The following is a 14,235-nucleotide window of genomic DNA, read 5'->3' as shown; positions in this document are numbered from 1 at the left end:
GACCGGACGCGTGTCAGCGGTAGTTGGTGAACTGGAGGGCGACGCCGAAGTCCTCGCCCTTGAGCAGCGCGATGACGGCCTGGAGGTCGTCCCTCTTCTTGCCGGTGACGCGCAGCTGGTCGCCCTGGATCTGGGCCTGGACGCCCTTCGGGCCCTCGTCGCGGATCTTCTTGCTGATGGCCTTCGCCTTGTCCGAGTCGATGCCCTGGATCACCTTGCAGTCGATCTTGAAGATCTTGCCCGACGAGCGGGGGTCGCCGGCGTCCAGCGACTTCAGCGAGATGTTCCGCTTGATCACCTTCTCCTTGAAGACCTCCAGCGCCGCCCGCACCCGCTCCTCGGTCTCCGCCTGGAGGCTGATGGCCTCCTCACCCGACCAGGAGATCTCGGCGCCGGTGCCCCGGAAGTCGAACCGCGTCGCGAGCTCCTTCTCCGCCTGGCGGAGAGCGTTGTCGACCTCCTGGCGGTCGACCTTGCTCACGATGTCGAACGACGGGTTCGCTGCCATGCTCATGCTCCTGCTGTCCGGCGGTCTGTGGTCCTTCGTCCCCCGCTGACCAGCGGTACGACCCCCTGACGGTACCCGGTTGCGCCGGTGCCGGGGGGAGCCGCTATCCTTGCTTCCGCTGCCGCGTTACGGCGCGGTGGGGTGCCCTGGCGGGTTGCCCGAGCGGCCAATGGGAGCGGACTGTAAATCCGTCGCGAAAGCTACAGAGGTTCGAATCCTCTACCCGCCACCAGGAGCACCAACGGCCCCTGACCAGCAGGAATGCTGATCGGGGGCCGTTGTCGTTCGTCCGGCGGAGTCCGGCTGCGTCCAGCCGTCGACGACTGGTCATGGGCGGATCGATCTTCCTCTGAGCGCTCCTCTGGGGCTGCGCCTGTTGGTGTTGGCGGCGCTTGCCGGTCACCACACTGGACAACGCCGCCGCCAGACGCGGCGACCTGACGTTCAATGCAACGGTTCCGGGGCGTCCTCCGTCGCGGCGGCATGCGATCCTCTTCGCGGCTGATAAACGCTACCCGTCAATCTGGGAGACCACGTGCGTAACGCTCCGCGCGCTCGTCAGCGTGCCATGGCGCTGATCATGGCCTCGACACTTGGCTGCGGAACGATCGTGGGGCTCACCGCGGCCCCGGCCACCGCGGCCGCGGGCGCACCCACTGACCTCAAGACCGCCGGCCAGTCGTGCGCCACCGCCGCACCGGGGCCGTACCTGAGCCCGGCCAGGCTCAACGACGCTCAGGCCGTCGTGCTGCGGGGCACCTTCGACCGTACGGGTGCGGGTCCCCATCTCGAGGCCGACTTCCAGGTGTGGGACGTGGCCGACCCGGAGCATCCGCAGCAGTGGCTCCGCACCGTCGGCGAGCAGGGCGAGGTCTACGTCCAGCTCGAAGACGCGGCGAAGCAGCTCGACGGCGTCACGTACGCCTGGCGGGTGCGGGTCCTCGATGGCGCGGCAGCGTCGGCGTGGAGCGACACGTGCCATTTCACCGTCGACCGCAGCGGTGGCCCGGCACCGACCGTCACCTCTGCCGAATATCCCGCAGGCAGCTGGGACGACGCCAGCGGCGCGATCGGCGTCCCCGGCGTGTTCGCGCTGGCCCCGGTCTCCGCCGACACCGTCAGCTACCTTTACCGGTTCGGCTCGGCCGAGCTCGCGGAAGACCCCGTGGAGAGCACGGTGAACGCCGAAGGGCTCGGCGGTCCGGCGACCGTCCGCTGGAGCCCGCGAGCTGCCGGCCACCACTCGCTCATCGTCTACGCCATCGACCGGGCTGGCAACCGGTCAAAGCCGGCCCACTACGAGTTCTACGTCAAGGAGACCCGACCGTCGGTCTTCTCCGCCGCGTACCAGGACTTGGCTCCGGACCTCGACTACAACGTCGGCGTGCCCGGCGCGTTTGAGTTCACCGCCGCCAGGCTCGTTGGCACAGCGTCGTTCGCATGGCGGATCGACGAGGGCGGACCATCGGGAACCGTGCCGGCGGACGCCACCGGAAAGGCGACGGTCATGATCGCTCCGACGCGCGGCGGCTGGCAGACCCTCTACGTGCACAGCGTCGCGCACGACGGCACGGCGCACGCGGACCGCGCCTACCGGTTCATCGTCGACAACGGCCCGACGCTCACCGGGGACACGCGCGGCGACGTGGTCATCGGGTCGTCGCTCGCCTTCCGCCTCGCGCCCCGGATGCCGAACGTCGAGGCGTACGTCTACTGGGCGGAATACTCGAGCCTGGAGCAGCGGCCGATCGAGAAGATCACCGTTCCGGCCCGGCCGGACGGCACTGCCGACGTGACCTGGACGGCCACCGAGACCGGCGTCGCCGGCCTGCGGATCCAGAGCCGGAGCGCCGACGGCACCCTCTCCCATCCGCGCTGGCAACCGATCTCCGTGGACGGAGCGGCACCGACGGTGACCCGCACCGGCGGCACCGACCTGGGCACGCCGGCGACCTTCACGGCCCGCAGCGGGATGGCCGACGTGGTCGACTACGTGGCGACGCTCCACTACGACGAGGCCAGCAGCCAGGTCGTCAAGCCGGCCGCCGACGGCACCGCCACCTTCAGCTTCACCCCGACCAGAAGTGGCTACAAGGCCGTCACCGTCATCGCCCGCAACGCCGCCGGCGTGCAGACGGAGTCGGACGGCGTGACCTGGACCGTGACGGACGGGCCCCGGGTCGCCTCGACCGACTTCCCGGCGACCGGCAGCGGTCACCTCGCCCCGGGCACCTTCAGCTTCACACCGCGCATGCCCGGCTCGACCTCGTACCAATGGTGGGTCAGCAACGGGTCTGCCGCGGGCAGCGGCACCGTTGCCGCCGAGGCCGATGGCAGCGCGACGGTGACCTGGACGCCGCCGGCCGCCGACAGGTACGTCCTGAGCGTCCGCAGCTTCACGGCCGACCGCACCGCCTCCATGGTCACCACGTACAGCTTCACCGTCGAGGGCCCGCTGACGGTGTCGAATCTCAAGGCGACGGGTGGTGTCGGCTCGGCCACGCTGTCCTGGACGCTGCCGTCGATCACGGATCTGGACCAGGTGATCGTGCGAAGTGCCACGGGCCCGACGGCGCCGTCGTCACCAACCGCCGGCACGGCGGTGTACGAGGGCACGGGCAACAGTGCCACGGCGACGGGGTTGGCGCCGGGTACGACGTACACGTTCGCGGTGTGGGTCAAGGACAGCAACGGCAAGCTGTCGGCCGCACCGAGTGTGACCCTGGTCGGCAGCACGACCACGATCGCGGTCAGCGCCACGTCGCTGGCGCACGGGTCGGCGGTGACGGTGTCGGGCGCGGCAGTCCGCGCGGACACCGGTGCGGGTATCGCGGACGCTCCGATGCGGCTCTACGGCAGGCGTAAGGGCACCAGCCAGTGGACGTTGATCACCACGTCGACCACTGACAGCTCAGGCGAGGCGAGCTACAGCCACAAGCCCTCGTGGGGGTTGGACTACAAGTGGCAGTACCGCGGCTCGACGACCCACCTGGGTTCGGAGAGCAGCCTCACGACGGTCTGGGTGAAGACCACCGTCACTGCCACGCTGTCGAAGACGTCCGTGCCCCTCGGCGGCTCGGTCACCCTGTCGGGCAGCGTGTCCCCGGCCCACCCAGGCAGGACGGTGCGCCTGGAGCGTTACGTGGACGGAAGCTGGTCCACGGTGAGCAGCACGGCGTTGTCGTGGACCGGCGGCTACTCGTTCACCATCCAGCCCTCCGCGAAGGGCACCCACCACTACCGGGTTCACATGCCGCCCGACCTCGACCACCTGGCCAGCTACAGCGACACCCGCAGCTTCGAGGTCCACTGACCCGACCTGCGTGGCCCCGCTGCTTCAACGAAGCAGCGGGGCAGGCCGACAGGTCCAGGCGTTGGCGCAAGTACCTCACCCGGTGCCGCCAGCGGTGGTGCTCGGCTGAAGCGGCGGATGTCGCGGGAACGGCTGCGACAGCGTCCGTCCCAATCCATAGGCGCTGGGCGTGTCGCTGAGTCGCCGGGCCATCCGGGGCCGAAGGCTCCGGTCCTGTGTTGACCCGCGTCGGTGCTCGGAGGTTGGTGTGACGGATTGGCGGACCCTGAGCGAGCAGGTGCGGTCGCGAGTGCTGGCTGCCAACGCTGGTACGGCGGTGGCATTCGCCGCTCTCACAGCAGAGCGGCTGATGCGGCTGGACCCGCAAGGGCTGCCGTTCACGCAGAGCCTGCGACCTTTGCTTGACCTGGTGTGGCGTGCTGCTGCCGGCGATCAGACTGCCTTCAAGCCGATTGCCGTTGCCCTCGGCGGGTTCTACATGAGCGAGTACTGCCACAACGACGGACAGACCGGTCCGGCTGACGCCGACGATGACCCGGCTGCCGCGATTCTCTTCGCGGCGGAGTGTTTCCTCCATGCGGAGCCAGTCTTCGCCGCACATGTCGCGGGTCGGGCCATCGACGCCGCCGATCACCGTGTGGAGCTGGCGTCCGAGGACTACACGGGTGATGAGGCCATCGACTTTGATCCCGATGCCGCGATAGATGCGGAAGTGCGGCAACAACTCGCCGATCTCGACGCCCTCGCGTCGTATGCCACGAAGCTTTCGCGTGCCCGTTTTGGTCTCCCTGCTGACGAGCATGAGCTTCTCCTGGATGCGCTGCGCGACATGGTCACCGCACCGACTCCCACGCCAAGCGCCAGCAAAGGCTGACACCATCCGTTGGGGGTTTGTCGCGTCGCCGATCTGCGGGCCGGTGTGCGGCTGTGGAGGCGAGCGGGGACATCCACGCCACGCATCGGGACATGGTCCGCCGGCGAGCCGGCGTTGTCTCGAGATATCCGCACGCCGAGCAAGAATGCCTGAGTGATCTTCAAGCTGGCGTTCGTATGTCTGGTGCTGATGGCGTTGGGCCTGGCGGCGGTCTTCGCTCTGTGGTACCTGACGAATTGGCTGTGGTGGTCGGTGAAACGCGCGGCTGTAGCTGTACCGAGCTGGGCGAGGTCACTGACGGTCGAGCCACCGCCGGGACCGGCGTTCAACGACTCGCGGGACGTCTGGCCTCTGCCACCGGAGGTCGGAGGAAGCGACGCGAAGCCCAACTGTCCGGAGTTCTTCCGATGAGGGAGCTGAAGGTCCTCCGCGGACGATCGACAAGGCGTGAGGTGCTTCCCTCGCTTCTTGCGGGAGTCGCCCTGGGGATGGCGGCGTTCGCTGCCGACCTCGTGCCGGAAGCTGTGGGCAGGTTCCTCGTGCCAGCCTTCAGTTCGGGGTTCGCCTGGGGCGTGGTGGCCCTCGCCGTGAGCTACCACGCCCTGGCCTTGAGGCCAGCTCTCGTTGTTGGGGTCGGCACACTCGTCCTGGCGACCCTGACCTACTACGGCCTCGTTGGCTCGCTCAGCCGGCAGTGGCTCAGCGATTCGGGGCCAGCGCTGCCACCGGAGGGGCTCGGTTCCGTCACGCGTGCGTCGGCCTTCTGGTTGGTCGGCGCGTTGTTCGGCGGACTGGGGCTCGGTCTGCTCGCGCACGTCGTCAGGACGGGCACGGTACGCAACGCCAGTGTTGCTCTGGGCATTGCGTTCGGACTGCTCACCGGGGAGGCTATCTATGCCATCTTCCACGTCGTCTTCATCTGGGTCGGGCCTGTGGGCTCCTTGGTCTGGGCCAGGCTTGGAGCGGCGGCGGTGCAACTTCTCCTTGCCGCAGCAGTTGCGTTCTTGCTCCGCCGGCCGCCGGTCTCACTACGGATCTTCCTGGTGAGCGCCACGGTGTCGACGGCGGCGAGCGCCGCGAGTTGGCGTCTCGTCGAGTCGGTCCGGATGACGCTGTAGCGCGCGATCGGCTCGGATCCTCTACCCGTCGAGCAGTGCCAGCGGCCCCCGCCAGCGGGAATGAGGTTGGACTCGGTCTCGGCCGCGTACGCCTCGGCGGAGCTGTCGTAGTCGTTGGCCAAGGCCTGGCCGGCCGGCCCGGAGTGCGCTCGGGGTCAGGAGACATGCGGCCGATCCCGGCAGGTTACGGGGTCCCGTAGGGTCGGTCGCCGGCCATGGCACCGCTCGCCGCCGCTCGGCTACCGGAACTCGTGCACAACCTCGATCGTGCCGACGAGGTGGGCGTTGAACTCGTCGAGCTCCTCGGCTGGCACCCATAGCTCCAGGATCGTGTCGCCACCGGCCTGCCGTACGGGGTAGCGGCTGAGGAAGTCAGTCTCGACGTGGAAGCGGGTCACGTATCCCACGCCGGAGGCGGGCACGTTCCAGTCGCGGGCGATCATGATCGCGTAGTCCTCGTTGAGGACCGGATAGAAGATCGGCTGGTCCGGCAGGCGCGGTGGCCACTTCCGCCATCCCGATTCGCGAACGAGGTCGAGTTCTTCCGGTCCGGTCGGGCGCCACAGCACCGTCGTTCCGCCACCGCTGCCCATCTCGACCTCACCGCTCGCTGTCATGGTGGCTCCGGACAGTACCGGCGGGCCACCGAGGAACACCACCGCATTCGCGGGGGGGGGGGGGGGGGGGGGGGGGGGGGCTCACGACGGCGCCACCGGGGCGGCCTGCGGCGATGCCCGCGACGCGATCGACAGCACCGTGCACACCGGCTCCCGCGGCCAGGCCGGGCGGCCGGTGCCTGTCCCGTCCGCGCACGAGGTCTGTCGGGCCGCCGGCAGAAGCTGTGGCATGCTGGCGCAGAACGAGTATGGTGGTCGATGTCCGGTCAAGTTTCCCTCGGCGGGGGGTCGCCGACGGTGGTGGTGGGTACGTCTGGACTCCCGGGCCTTCCCCCAATTGCGTGGAAGGTCGCAATCCGCAATGTGCGAAGTGCACGGTGGCCGCTCAGCCCCGTGATCAGGGCTCGGTCGGGGCGGCCCGGTGGCCGAACGGCGCAACGTCGTCGACGCTCGGTCCGGCGGTACGCGCACCGCTTTTCTGGGTACCTGCCTTGTGGCACGATCGTGGAACCTCCACCATCCCCGTGAGACTTCCCCCGACAGGAGCAAACATGTCTGGTCGAAGGCTGGGCCGGCTGCTTGGCTCGCTTTTCGCACTCGCCGCCCTCGCGAGCGGCGTGATGATTGGTGACTTCCAGACCGCCGACATCATCTGGAACATGCCCGCACCTCGCTGAGCAACCACCGCTCGATGACGTGAGACCGGCGGGCCGGTAAGGGGGCACGGGATGGCGGGTCGTGGCCCCACCGGCCCCCGCTCGACTGAATACGCGTGGCTGATCACCGGGCCGTTGGCCCTGATCGCCATCGTCTGCACGACGGCGGTCGGCCTCGTGGCACCGCAGCCGTTCGGCGGGTGGTCGCTCGCGCTGCCACTCCTCGTGGCCATGGTGGCCGCCGGGCTTCCGGTGCTGAACTTCACCGTCCGGCGGCAGTCCCTCGGCGTGACTCTGACCGAGATCCCGCTGGTCCTCGCGTTCTACCTCGTCGAACCGCTGACGGTCGTCGTGATCTACACGGTCGCGTCGGCGGCGACCCACCTGCGGCACCGGTTCGGCGCGACGAAGTTCTGGTTCAACGTGGGCCGGGCGGCCGCGGGTTCGTCGCTGGCCGTCCTCGTGCTCGAGGCGTTGCCGCCCGTCGAGGGCGTCGGCCCGGCAACCTGGCTCAAGCTGTCCCTCGCGGCCAGCATGGTCAACCTGTTGAGCCTCGCCTCGGTCGCCGGCGTGCACACGCTGTTGCAGGGCTGGCAGGCGGGTCGGGGCACGCTCCGGCAGTCGCCGCCCGCGCTCCTGGCCGCGATGATCAACATTGCCAGCGGCATGATCGTCGTCATCCTCATCGCGGCCACCTGGTGGTCGCTGCTGCTGCTCGGGGCCCTCCTCGTCGCGCTGGCCCTCGTCTACCGGGCGTACGCGCAGTTCTTCCGGCAGCACCGCACCCTCACCGACATGTACGAGCTGAGCCGCGCGGTCAGCGAGAGCGGCGAGTACGGCACCCTGCCCGACGCCCTCCTGGGCCGCGTGCGCGCGCTGATGCAGGCGGAGTACGCGACGCTCTGGCTACCCGCTCAGGGCAGGCACCCCGAGGTGCTGCTGACCGCCCGCAACGACGCCCCCGGTCTGCTCGACTTCGCCAAGACCCCGGTCGTCCTGCGGGAGCGGGCCCGGGACGCGGGCCGCACCGTGGCCGTCGGCCGGGGGCTCACGACCGACGGCGACCTGCGCGCCCCGCTGTCGGCGCACCGGGTCAAGGACGTCATCGTCCTTCCCCTGCGCTCCGGTCAGGCCGTCATCGGGACGCTGGAGGTGGCCAACCGGCTGGGGGACAGCAACTACTTCGTCCGCACCGACGTGCCGCTCTTCGAGACGGTGGCGGCGCACGCGGCGGTGGCACTGGAGAATTCGCGGCTGGTCGACCGGCTCCGGCACGACGCCAGCCACGACACGCTCACCCGGCTGCCCAACCGGCGGCGGATCACGGGCGCGCTGGAGGAGGCCGTCAAGATCCGGGCACCCGGCGAGGTCGTGGCCCTGCTGCTGTTCGACGTCGACCGGCTGCGCCAGGTCAACGAGTCGCTCGGGCACGCCGCCGGCGACAAGGTCCTGGTGGAGGTCGCCAACCGGCTGCGTGCCTGCGTACCCTCGTCGGCCCTGGTCGGACGGGCCGGCGGGGACGAGTTCCTGGTCACGCTGCGGCTGGAGAGCGCGGAGGCGGCGGTGGAGTTGGCCGCGCAGCTGCGCGAGCAGATCCGCGACGAGATGGTCTTCGACGCGCTCACCCTCGACGTGGACACGGCCGTCGGTGTCGCCGTGCATCCCGACCACGGCAGCGACGCGGCGTCCCTCCTGCAACGGGTGGACCTGGCGGCGACGGCGGCCAAGTCCGTGCCGGGCAGCGTGCAGCTGTTCAGCCCGGCGCTGGAGTCGCGGTCGCTGCGGCGGCTCGGCCTCGCCGGCGACCTGCGGCGGGCCCTGGACGACGGCGAGCTGGAGGTCTACTTCCAGCCCAAGGTGACGCTGCGCGACCGTCGGCTGGTCGGCGTGGAGTGCCTCGCCCGCTGGGAGCACCCGGCGCACGGCACGGTCGCGCCGGAGGACTTCGTGGCGGTGGCCGAGCACACCGGCCAGCTCGGCCGGTTCACCGAGCTCGTGCTCCGGGAGGGGCTGCGGCGCAGCCGGGACTGGACGCACGCCGGCCAGCCGCTCGCCGTCGCGGTCAACCTCTCCGCCCGTACGCTCACCGACCAGCACTTCCCGGCCCGCGTCAAGGAGCTGCTCGACGAGTACGGCGTGCCGCCGCAGCTGCTCACGCTGGAGATCAAGGAGGCCGGGGTGCTGGACGGCACCGACCGGCCCATCCCGACCCTGCGGCGGCTGCGGGACCTCGGCGTACGGCTGTCGGTGGACGACTTCGGCACCGGCGACTCGTCCCTGGCCCACCTGCGCCGGCTGCCGGTGCACGAGGTGAAGGTCGACCGCTCGTTCGTGCAGGGCATGGCGACGGACCCGGGCGACCTGGCGATCGTCAACGCGGTGGTCACGCTATCCCAGCAGTTCGGCCTGGCCGTGGTCGCCGAGGGCGTGGAGAGCGAGCTGACGCTGGAACTGCTCCAGGACATCGGCTGCGAGATCGGCCAGGGATTCCTGTTCAGCCGCCCGCTGCCGTACGAGCGGCTGGAGGCCTGGTTCGGCGCCCAGGTGGACCCGGAGACGATCTCACCGGGGGAGCTGCCCCGGCTGCGGGCCGTGCCCTGATCTGCGGAAACGCCCTGGTAGGGGATCCGATTTCATCTCCGCCGCGCGGCCGTGTAATGTATCCCCTGCGCGTCACCCCCCGGGGAGATCGCGCAGGCCCCCTTAGCTCAGTCGGCAGAGCGTCTCCATGGTAAGGAGAAGGTCTACGGTTCGATTCCGTAAGGGGGCTCAGAGGGTCCGGCTGGACCCGCCACGGCGGTGTAGCTCAGATGGCAGAGCAAGCGGCTCATAATCGCTGTGTCGCCGGTTCAAGTCCGGCCACCGCTACTCTCGTCCACCGGGCCAGCTCCCGGCGGTCGGTGGGATGGGCGCCACAGGCGCCCACTTTGCATGTCCGCGCCGTCAGCGCGTAGGCTGATGCGCCGTAGTTGTTACCCGTAGCGAGGAAGGCACTCCGCCGTGGCGAAGGCGACCGATGTCCGGCCGAAGATCACTTTGGCGTGTGTGGAGTGCAAGGAGCGCAACTACATCACGCGCAAGAACCGTCGTAACGACCCCGACCGCATCGAGCTGAAGAAGTTCTGCCCGCGGGACGGCAAGCACACGGTCCACCGCGAGACCCGCTGACCCACGGCCGGCTCCGCCGGCCCGGTCCTCAGGCACTTCCCGATCGCCGGTCCGTAGGGACGGCGCGGCTCTGGCCGCCGCCGACCGTACGGACCGGCGATCGGCGTATGCGTGTAGGTTCGCGGGCATGTCCCTGGACCCGTCCTTCGTCGGCCGGACGTATCCGCCGACCGCCCCCTACCAGGTGGGCAGAGAAAAGATCCGCGAGTTCGCCACGGCGATCGGCGCCGCCGATCCGGCCCACCACGACCCGGCGGCCGCCCGTGCGCTGGGCCACCCGGACGTGGTCGCCCCGCCGACCTTCCCCATCGTGTTGACCCTGGCGGCCAACCAGCAGATCATCGACGACCCGGATCTCGGCGTCGACTACAGCCGTGTCGTCCACGGCGACCAGCGCTTCGCCTACACCCGTCCCGTGGTGGCGGGCGACGAGCTGGTCTGCGTCAGCGTCATCGACGACGTCAGCAGCCGTGGCGGGCACGGCTTCCTGACCACCCGCACCGAGGTCGCCACCGCGGCCGGTGAGCCGGTGGTCACGGTCTGGTCGAAGCTCGTCGTACGTGGGGAGGGCTGAGATGGAGCTGCCAACCAGGACGTTCCGGGTGACGCGCGCGGACCTGGTCCGCTACGCCGGCGCCTCCGGGGACTTCAACCCGATCCACTGGAGCGACCGGACCGCGACGAAGGTGGGTCTGCCGGGGGTGATCGCCCACGGCATGTTCACCATGGCGCTGGTGGGCCGCGCGGTGGCGGAGTGGGCCGGGGCGCCCGACGCGATCGTCGACTACAACGTGCGTTTCACCCGGCCGGTGGTCGTCCCCGACGACGACGAGGGCACCGAGATCGAGGTCTCGGCAAAGGTCCGGGAGGTCACCGAGGACGGCCTGACCAGGCTCGACGTGACCGCCGTGTGCGGTGGCGAGAAGGTGCTGTCGCAGGCGCGGGCGACCGTCCGGACGGCCCGCTGACCAGGCTCCCGACGCGCGAGGGGCAGACCGGTTGGGAAAGTCGTGCCGCTACCCGTACACTGGTCCGCCGTGGGGCAAGTAACCCCTGCACGGTCGTGCGTGACCGGGTGGGGAGAGCATTGCCGCACAGGGGTGTAGCTCAATTGGCAGAGCAGCGGTCTCCAAAACCGCAGGCTGCAGGTTCAAGTCCTGTCACCCCTGCGCCTCAGGCCTGACCGTTCCCGTGGGTCGCGCCGCCGTTTGGCGGCGTCCGGCCCGTGGTGGTGGCATCGGCGGGGTGGCTCCGAGGCATTCGGGCCCTCCCGGCTGATCCGCCGGCCGCGGCCCGTCGCGGGACGGTTGGTCCGGCCGGCGTGACCAAGCGCCGCGCACGCCCGACAGCGTGCGACCCCGACATCCCGCGACGGAGGGCGAAGTGGCCGACAAGAAGCGGCGCGGCGAGGACGCCGGCGACGACCGTCTGCACGACGAGGTCGTCGACGACGTGGCCGACGACGACGCCACCGACGCGGAGGAGCCGGTTTCCCGCGGCGGCACCGTGACGCGGTCGCGGGCGAAGGCGGATTCGGCGGACAGCAAGCCGAAGACCAAGGCGGAAACCGACCGGGTCGGTCTGTTCGGCCGCATCGCCCGATTCATCCGCGAGGTCGTGGCGGAACTGCGTAAGGTCATCTGGCCGACCCGCAAGGAGCTGCTGACCTACACGGCCGTGGTGGTCGCCTTCGTCGCGGTGATGCTGACGATCGTGGCCGGCCTTGACTTCGCCTTCGCGAAGGGCGTGCTGTGGGTCTTCGGCAACCCCAGCTGACCGGCCGACTGAGCCGATAGTGACGGAAGTGAGCGAGCGTGCCTGAGTACGACGAGACCGCCGAGACCACGGACGAGCAGTCCACGGTGGCGACGGCGGCTGGTGACGAGTCGGTCGAGGCCGCCAGCGAGCCGGAGTTCCCCACCACCGAGCCCGCGCCGGACGAGGACTACGACCCGGTCGCCGAGCTGCGGCAGAAGCTGCGCTACGCGCCGGGCGACTGGTACGTGGTGCACTCGTACGCCGGCTACGAGAACAAGGTCAAGACCAACCTCGAGACCCGGATCACGAGCCTCGACATGGAGGACTACATCTACCAGGTCGAGGTGCCGACCCGGGAAGAGGTGGAGGTCAAGAACGGGAAGCGGTCGCAGATCCAGGCCAAGGTCTTCCCGGGCTACATCCTCGTCCGGATGGAGCTGACCGCCGAGTCCTACTCCTGCGTTCGCAACACGCCGGGCGTCACCGGCTTCGTGGGCGCCACGGACCGGGCCGACCGGCCGGCCCCGCTCTCCCTCGACGAGGTGCTGAAGTGGCTGGCGCCGGCGGTCGAGACCGAGCAGAAGAAGGCCAAGCCCGAGATCAAGGTCCTCGACTTCGAGGTCGGCGACTCGGTCACCGTCACCGACGGCGCCTTCGCCTCGCTGCCGGCGACGATCAGTGAGATCAACGCCGACCAGCAGAAGCTCAAGGTGCTGGTGTCGATCTTCGGCCGCGAGACGCCGGTGGAGCTGAACTTCAACCAGGTCGCCAAGATCTGACGTCCGGAGCGCCGGCGGTGGGCAGCGGCCCGCCGCCGGCGCACCCGTTCCGCCCTCCCGCCCGACCTCGGCGCAGGCGACGGCGGGACGCTGCGCTACTCTAGAACGTCGCCGCTGTCGCATCGCGCTGACCGTGCGCGCCCGCGGCCGGCACCTTTCCCAGTTTCAAGCCCCAGGAAGAGACATGCCTCCGAAGAAGAAGCTCGTCAAGACGTTCACGCTTCAGCTGCCGGCGGGCCAGGCCACTCCGGCGCCGCCGGTCGGCCCCGCGCTCGGCCAGCACGGCGTGAACATCATGGAGTTCTGCAAGTCCTACAACGCGCAGACCGAGTCCCAGCGGGGCGACATCGTCCCCGCCGAGATCAGCGTCTACGAGGACCGCAGCTTCACCTTCGTGCTGAAGACCCCGCCCGCCGCCCGGCTGCTGATCAAGGCCGCCGGTGTGCAGAAGGGCTCGGGCGTCCCGCACAAGGAGAAGGTCGGCTCGGTCAGCCGCGCCCAGCTGCGTGAGATCGCCGAGAAGAAGATGGCCGACCTCAACGCCAACGACATCGACCAGGCTGAGAAGATCATCGCCGGCACCGCCCGGTCGATGGGCCTCAACGTCACCGACTGACCTCGGTAACCACCAGATCCAGTTCGTGGGAGGGCGCGCGGACCCCGCGGCCCGCCATAGACCACAGGAGTACGCAGAAAATGCAGCGCAGCAAGAGCTACCGCAAGGCCGCCGAGGTCATCGACCGGTCGAAGCTCTACACCCCCGCCGAGGCCGTGAAGCTGGCCAAGGACACCACCACCGCCAAGTTCGACGCCACGGTCGAGGTCGCCATGCGCCTCGGCGTCGACCCCCGCAAGGCGGACCAGATGGTCCGTGGCGTGGTCAACCTGCCGCACGGCACCGGTAAGACCGCCCGCGTGATCGTCTTCGCCGCCGGCGCGAAGGCCGAGGAGGCCGTCGCCGCCGGTGCGGACGAGGTGGGCACCGACGAGTTGGTCGCCCGCATCCAGGGCGGTTGGCTCGACTTCGACGCGGCGATCGCCACGCCGGACCAGATGGCCAAGATCGGTCGGATCGCGCGGATCCTGGGCCCGCGCGGTCTCATGCCGAACCCGAAGACCGGCACGGTGACCATGGACGTCACCAAGGCCGTCTCGGACATCAAGGGCGGTAAGATCACCTTCCGGGTGGACAAGCACTCCAACCTGCACCTGATCATCGGCAAGGCCTCGTTCTCCGAGTCCCAGCTGATCGACAACTACGCGGCGGTCCTCGACGAGGTCCTGCGGGCCAAGCCGTCCGCCGCGAAGGGCAAGTACCTCAAGAAGGTCACCCTCACCACCACCATGGGCCCGGGCGTCCCGGTCGACCCCAACGTGGTGAAGAACCTGCAGGAGGCCTCGGCCGAGGGCTGATCCTCAAGCACCCGTGACGGGGCGTCGCCAC

15 protein-coding genes and 4 tRNA genes are annotated in these 14,235 nt (G+C 69.7%); 17 read left to right on the top strand and 2 right to left on the bottom strand.

Annotated elements, in window-relative coordinates; all coding sequences use genetic code 11:
- Positions 1-13 precede the first annotated feature (13 nt).
- Positions 14-508, bottom strand: coding sequence for a YajQ family cyclic di-GMP-binding protein (locus AC5L34_RS02235; protein WP_089003198.1), 495 nt, complete (start codon positions 506-508; stop codon positions 14-16).
- A 148-nt stretch (positions 509-656) separates the two neighbouring features.
- Between AC5L34_RS02235 and AC5L34_RS02230 the strand changes: the two genes are divergently transcribed.
- From AC5L34_RS02230 to AC5L34_RS02210, 5 genes are all read left to right on the top strand, one after another.
- Positions 657-740, top strand: a tRNA-Tyr gene (locus tag AC5L34_RS02230).
- A gap of 378 nt (positions 741-1,118) precedes the next feature.
- Positions 1,119-3,821: an RHS repeat domain-containing protein gene (locus tag AC5L34_RS02225; RefSeq protein WP_494823685.1), complete on the top strand. Its 2,703-nt coding sequence runs from the start codon at positions 1,119-1,121 to the stop codon at positions 3,819-3,821.
- 289 nt (positions 3,822-4,110) lie between these two features.
- Positions 4,111-4,695 (top strand): hypothetical protein, encoded by a 585-nt coding sequence (locus AC5L34_RS02220; RefSeq protein ID WP_494823684.1) that lies wholly within the window; start codon positions 4,111-4,113, stop codon positions 4,693-4,695.
- A gap of 153 nt (positions 4,696-4,848) precedes the next feature.
- Positions 4,849-5,106: a hypothetical protein gene (locus AC5L34_RS02215; RefSeq protein ID WP_494823683.1), complete on the top strand. Its 258-nt coding sequence runs from the start codon at positions 4,849-4,851 to the stop codon at positions 5,104-5,106.
- A complete protein-coding gene (locus tag AC5L34_RS02210; protein WP_494823682.1) occupies positions 5,103-5,813 on the top strand; it encodes a hypothetical protein in 711 nt (236 codons plus the stop codon). Before AC5L34_RS02215 ends, AC5L34_RS02210 begins: the two co-directional genes overlap by 4 nt.
- Before the next feature lie 239 nt (positions 5,814-6,052).
- Here the strand turns inward: AC5L34_RS02210 and AC5L34_RS02205 are convergent, their stop codons facing one another.
- A complete protein-coding gene (locus AC5L34_RS02205; RefSeq protein WP_441176257.1) occupies positions 6,053-6,406 on the bottom strand; it encodes a hypothetical protein in 354 nt (117 codons plus the stop codon).
- Positions 6,407-6,981: 575 nt separating this feature from the next.
- On the opposite strand from AC5L34_RS02205, the gene AC5L34_RS02200 reads away from it, so the two are divergent.
- The 12 genes from AC5L34_RS02200 to rplA all read left to right on the top strand — a co-directional run bounded on the left by AC5L34_RS02200 (position 6,982) and on the right by rplA (position 14,204).
- A complete protein-coding gene (locus AC5L34_RS02200; RefSeq protein WP_357972642.1) occupies positions 6,982-7,107 on the top strand; it encodes a hypothetical protein in 126 nt (41 codons plus the stop codon).
- Between the two features lie 51 nt (positions 7,108-7,158).
- Entirely contained in the window at positions 7,159-9,687 is a 2,529-nt protein-coding gene (locus AC5L34_RS02195) for a putative bifunctional diguanylate cyclase/phosphodiesterase (protein ID WP_441175498.1), read from the top strand.
- A 96-nt stretch (positions 9,688-9,783) separates the two neighbouring features.
- Positions 9,784-9,856, top strand: a tRNA-Thr gene (locus tag AC5L34_RS02190).
- A gap of 25 nt (positions 9,857-9,881) precedes the next feature.
- Positions 9,882-9,954, top strand: a tRNA-Met gene (locus tag AC5L34_RS02185).
- A 132-nt stretch (positions 9,955-10,086) separates the two neighbouring features.
- Positions 10,087-10,254, top strand: a complete 168-nt coding sequence (gene rpmG, locus AC5L34_RS02180) for a 50S ribosomal protein L33 (protein ID WP_013288652.1) — start codon at positions 10,087-10,089, stop codon at positions 10,252-10,254.
- A 127-nt stretch (positions 10,255-10,381) separates the two neighbouring features.
- Positions 10,382-10,828, top strand: coding sequence for a MaoC family dehydratase N-terminal domain-containing protein (locus AC5L34_RS02175; RefSeq protein ID WP_101412807.1), 447 nt, complete (start codon positions 10,382-10,384; stop codon positions 10,826-10,828).
- Position 10,829: 1 nt separating this feature from the next.
- Positions 10,830-11,222: a MaoC family dehydratase gene (locus AC5L34_RS02170; RefSeq protein ID WP_088998336.1), complete on the top strand. Its 393-nt coding sequence runs from the start codon at positions 10,830-10,832 to the stop codon at positions 11,220-11,222.
- 128 nt (positions 11,223-11,350) lie between these two features.
- Positions 11,351-11,423: transfer RNA gene (locus AC5L34_RS02165), tRNA-Trp, on the top strand.
- Between the two features lie 214 nt (positions 11,424-11,637).
- The gene (gene secE / locus AC5L34_RS02160) at positions 11,638-12,030 is read left to right on the top strand and encodes a preprotein translocase subunit SecE (protein WP_441175499.1); all 393 of its coding nucleotides are present in this window, start codon (positions 11,638-11,640) and stop codon (positions 12,028-12,030) included.
- A gap of 38 nt (positions 12,031-12,068) precedes the next feature.
- Positions 12,069-12,791, top strand: coding sequence for a transcription termination/antitermination protein NusG (gene nusG / locus AC5L34_RS02155; protein WP_088998338.1), 723 nt, complete (start codon positions 12,069-12,071; stop codon positions 12,789-12,791).
- Between the two features lie 184 nt (positions 12,792-12,975).
- The gene (gene rplK / locus AC5L34_RS02150; protein ID WP_088998339.1) at positions 12,976-13,407 is read left to right on the top strand and encodes a 50S ribosomal protein L11; all 432 of its coding nucleotides are present in this window, start codon (positions 12,976-12,978) and stop codon (positions 13,405-13,407) included.
- Positions 13,408-13,487: 80 nt separating this feature from the next.
- Positions 13,488-14,204: a 50S ribosomal protein L1 gene (rplA, locus tag AC5L34_RS02145; protein ID WP_088998340.1), complete on the top strand. Its 717-nt coding sequence runs from the start codon at positions 13,488-13,490 to the stop codon at positions 14,202-14,204.
- Positions 14,205-14,235 lie beyond the last annotated feature (31 nt).

It is taken from the genome of Micromonospora sp. ZG13 (assembly GCF_059359355.1).
This window is presented reverse-complemented; position numbering and strand designations above follow the sequence as displayed.

Coding starts and splice junctions, on each gene's coding strand:
- AC5L34_RS02235 (WP_089003198.1), bottom strand. CDS start 508: ATGGCAGCGAACCCGTCGTTCGACATCGTGAGCAAGGTCGACCGCCAG.
- AC5L34_RS02210 (WP_494823682.1), top strand. CDS start 5,103: ATGAGGGAGCTGAAGGTCCTCCGCGGACGATCGACAAGGCGTGAGGTG.
- AC5L34_RS02205 (WP_441176257.1), bottom strand. CDS start 6,406: ATGGGCAGCGGTGGCGGAACGACGGTGCTGTGGCGCCCGACCGGACCG.
- AC5L34_RS02200 (WP_357972642.1), top strand. CDS start 6,982: ATGTCTGGTCGAAGGCTGGGCCGGCTGCTTGGCTCGCTTTTCGCACTC.
- AC5L34_RS02195 (WP_441175498.1), top strand. CDS start 7,159: ATGGCGGGTCGTGGCCCCACCGGCCCCCGCTCGACTGAATACGCGTGG.
- AC5L34_RS02175 (WP_101412807.1), top strand. CDS start 10,382: ATGTCCCTGGACCCGTCCTTCGTCGGCCGGACGTATCCGCCGACCGCC.
- AC5L34_RS02170 (WP_088998336.1), top strand. CDS start 10,830: ATGGAGCTGCCAACCAGGACGTTCCGGGTGACGCGCGCGGACCTGGTC.
- rplK (WP_088998339.1), top strand. CDS start 12,976: ATGCCTCCGAAGAAGAAGCTCGTCAAGACGTTCACGCTTCAGCTGCCG.
- rplA (WP_088998340.1), top strand. CDS start 13,488: ATGCAGCGCAGCAAGAGCTACCGCAAGGCCGCCGAGGTCATCGACCGG.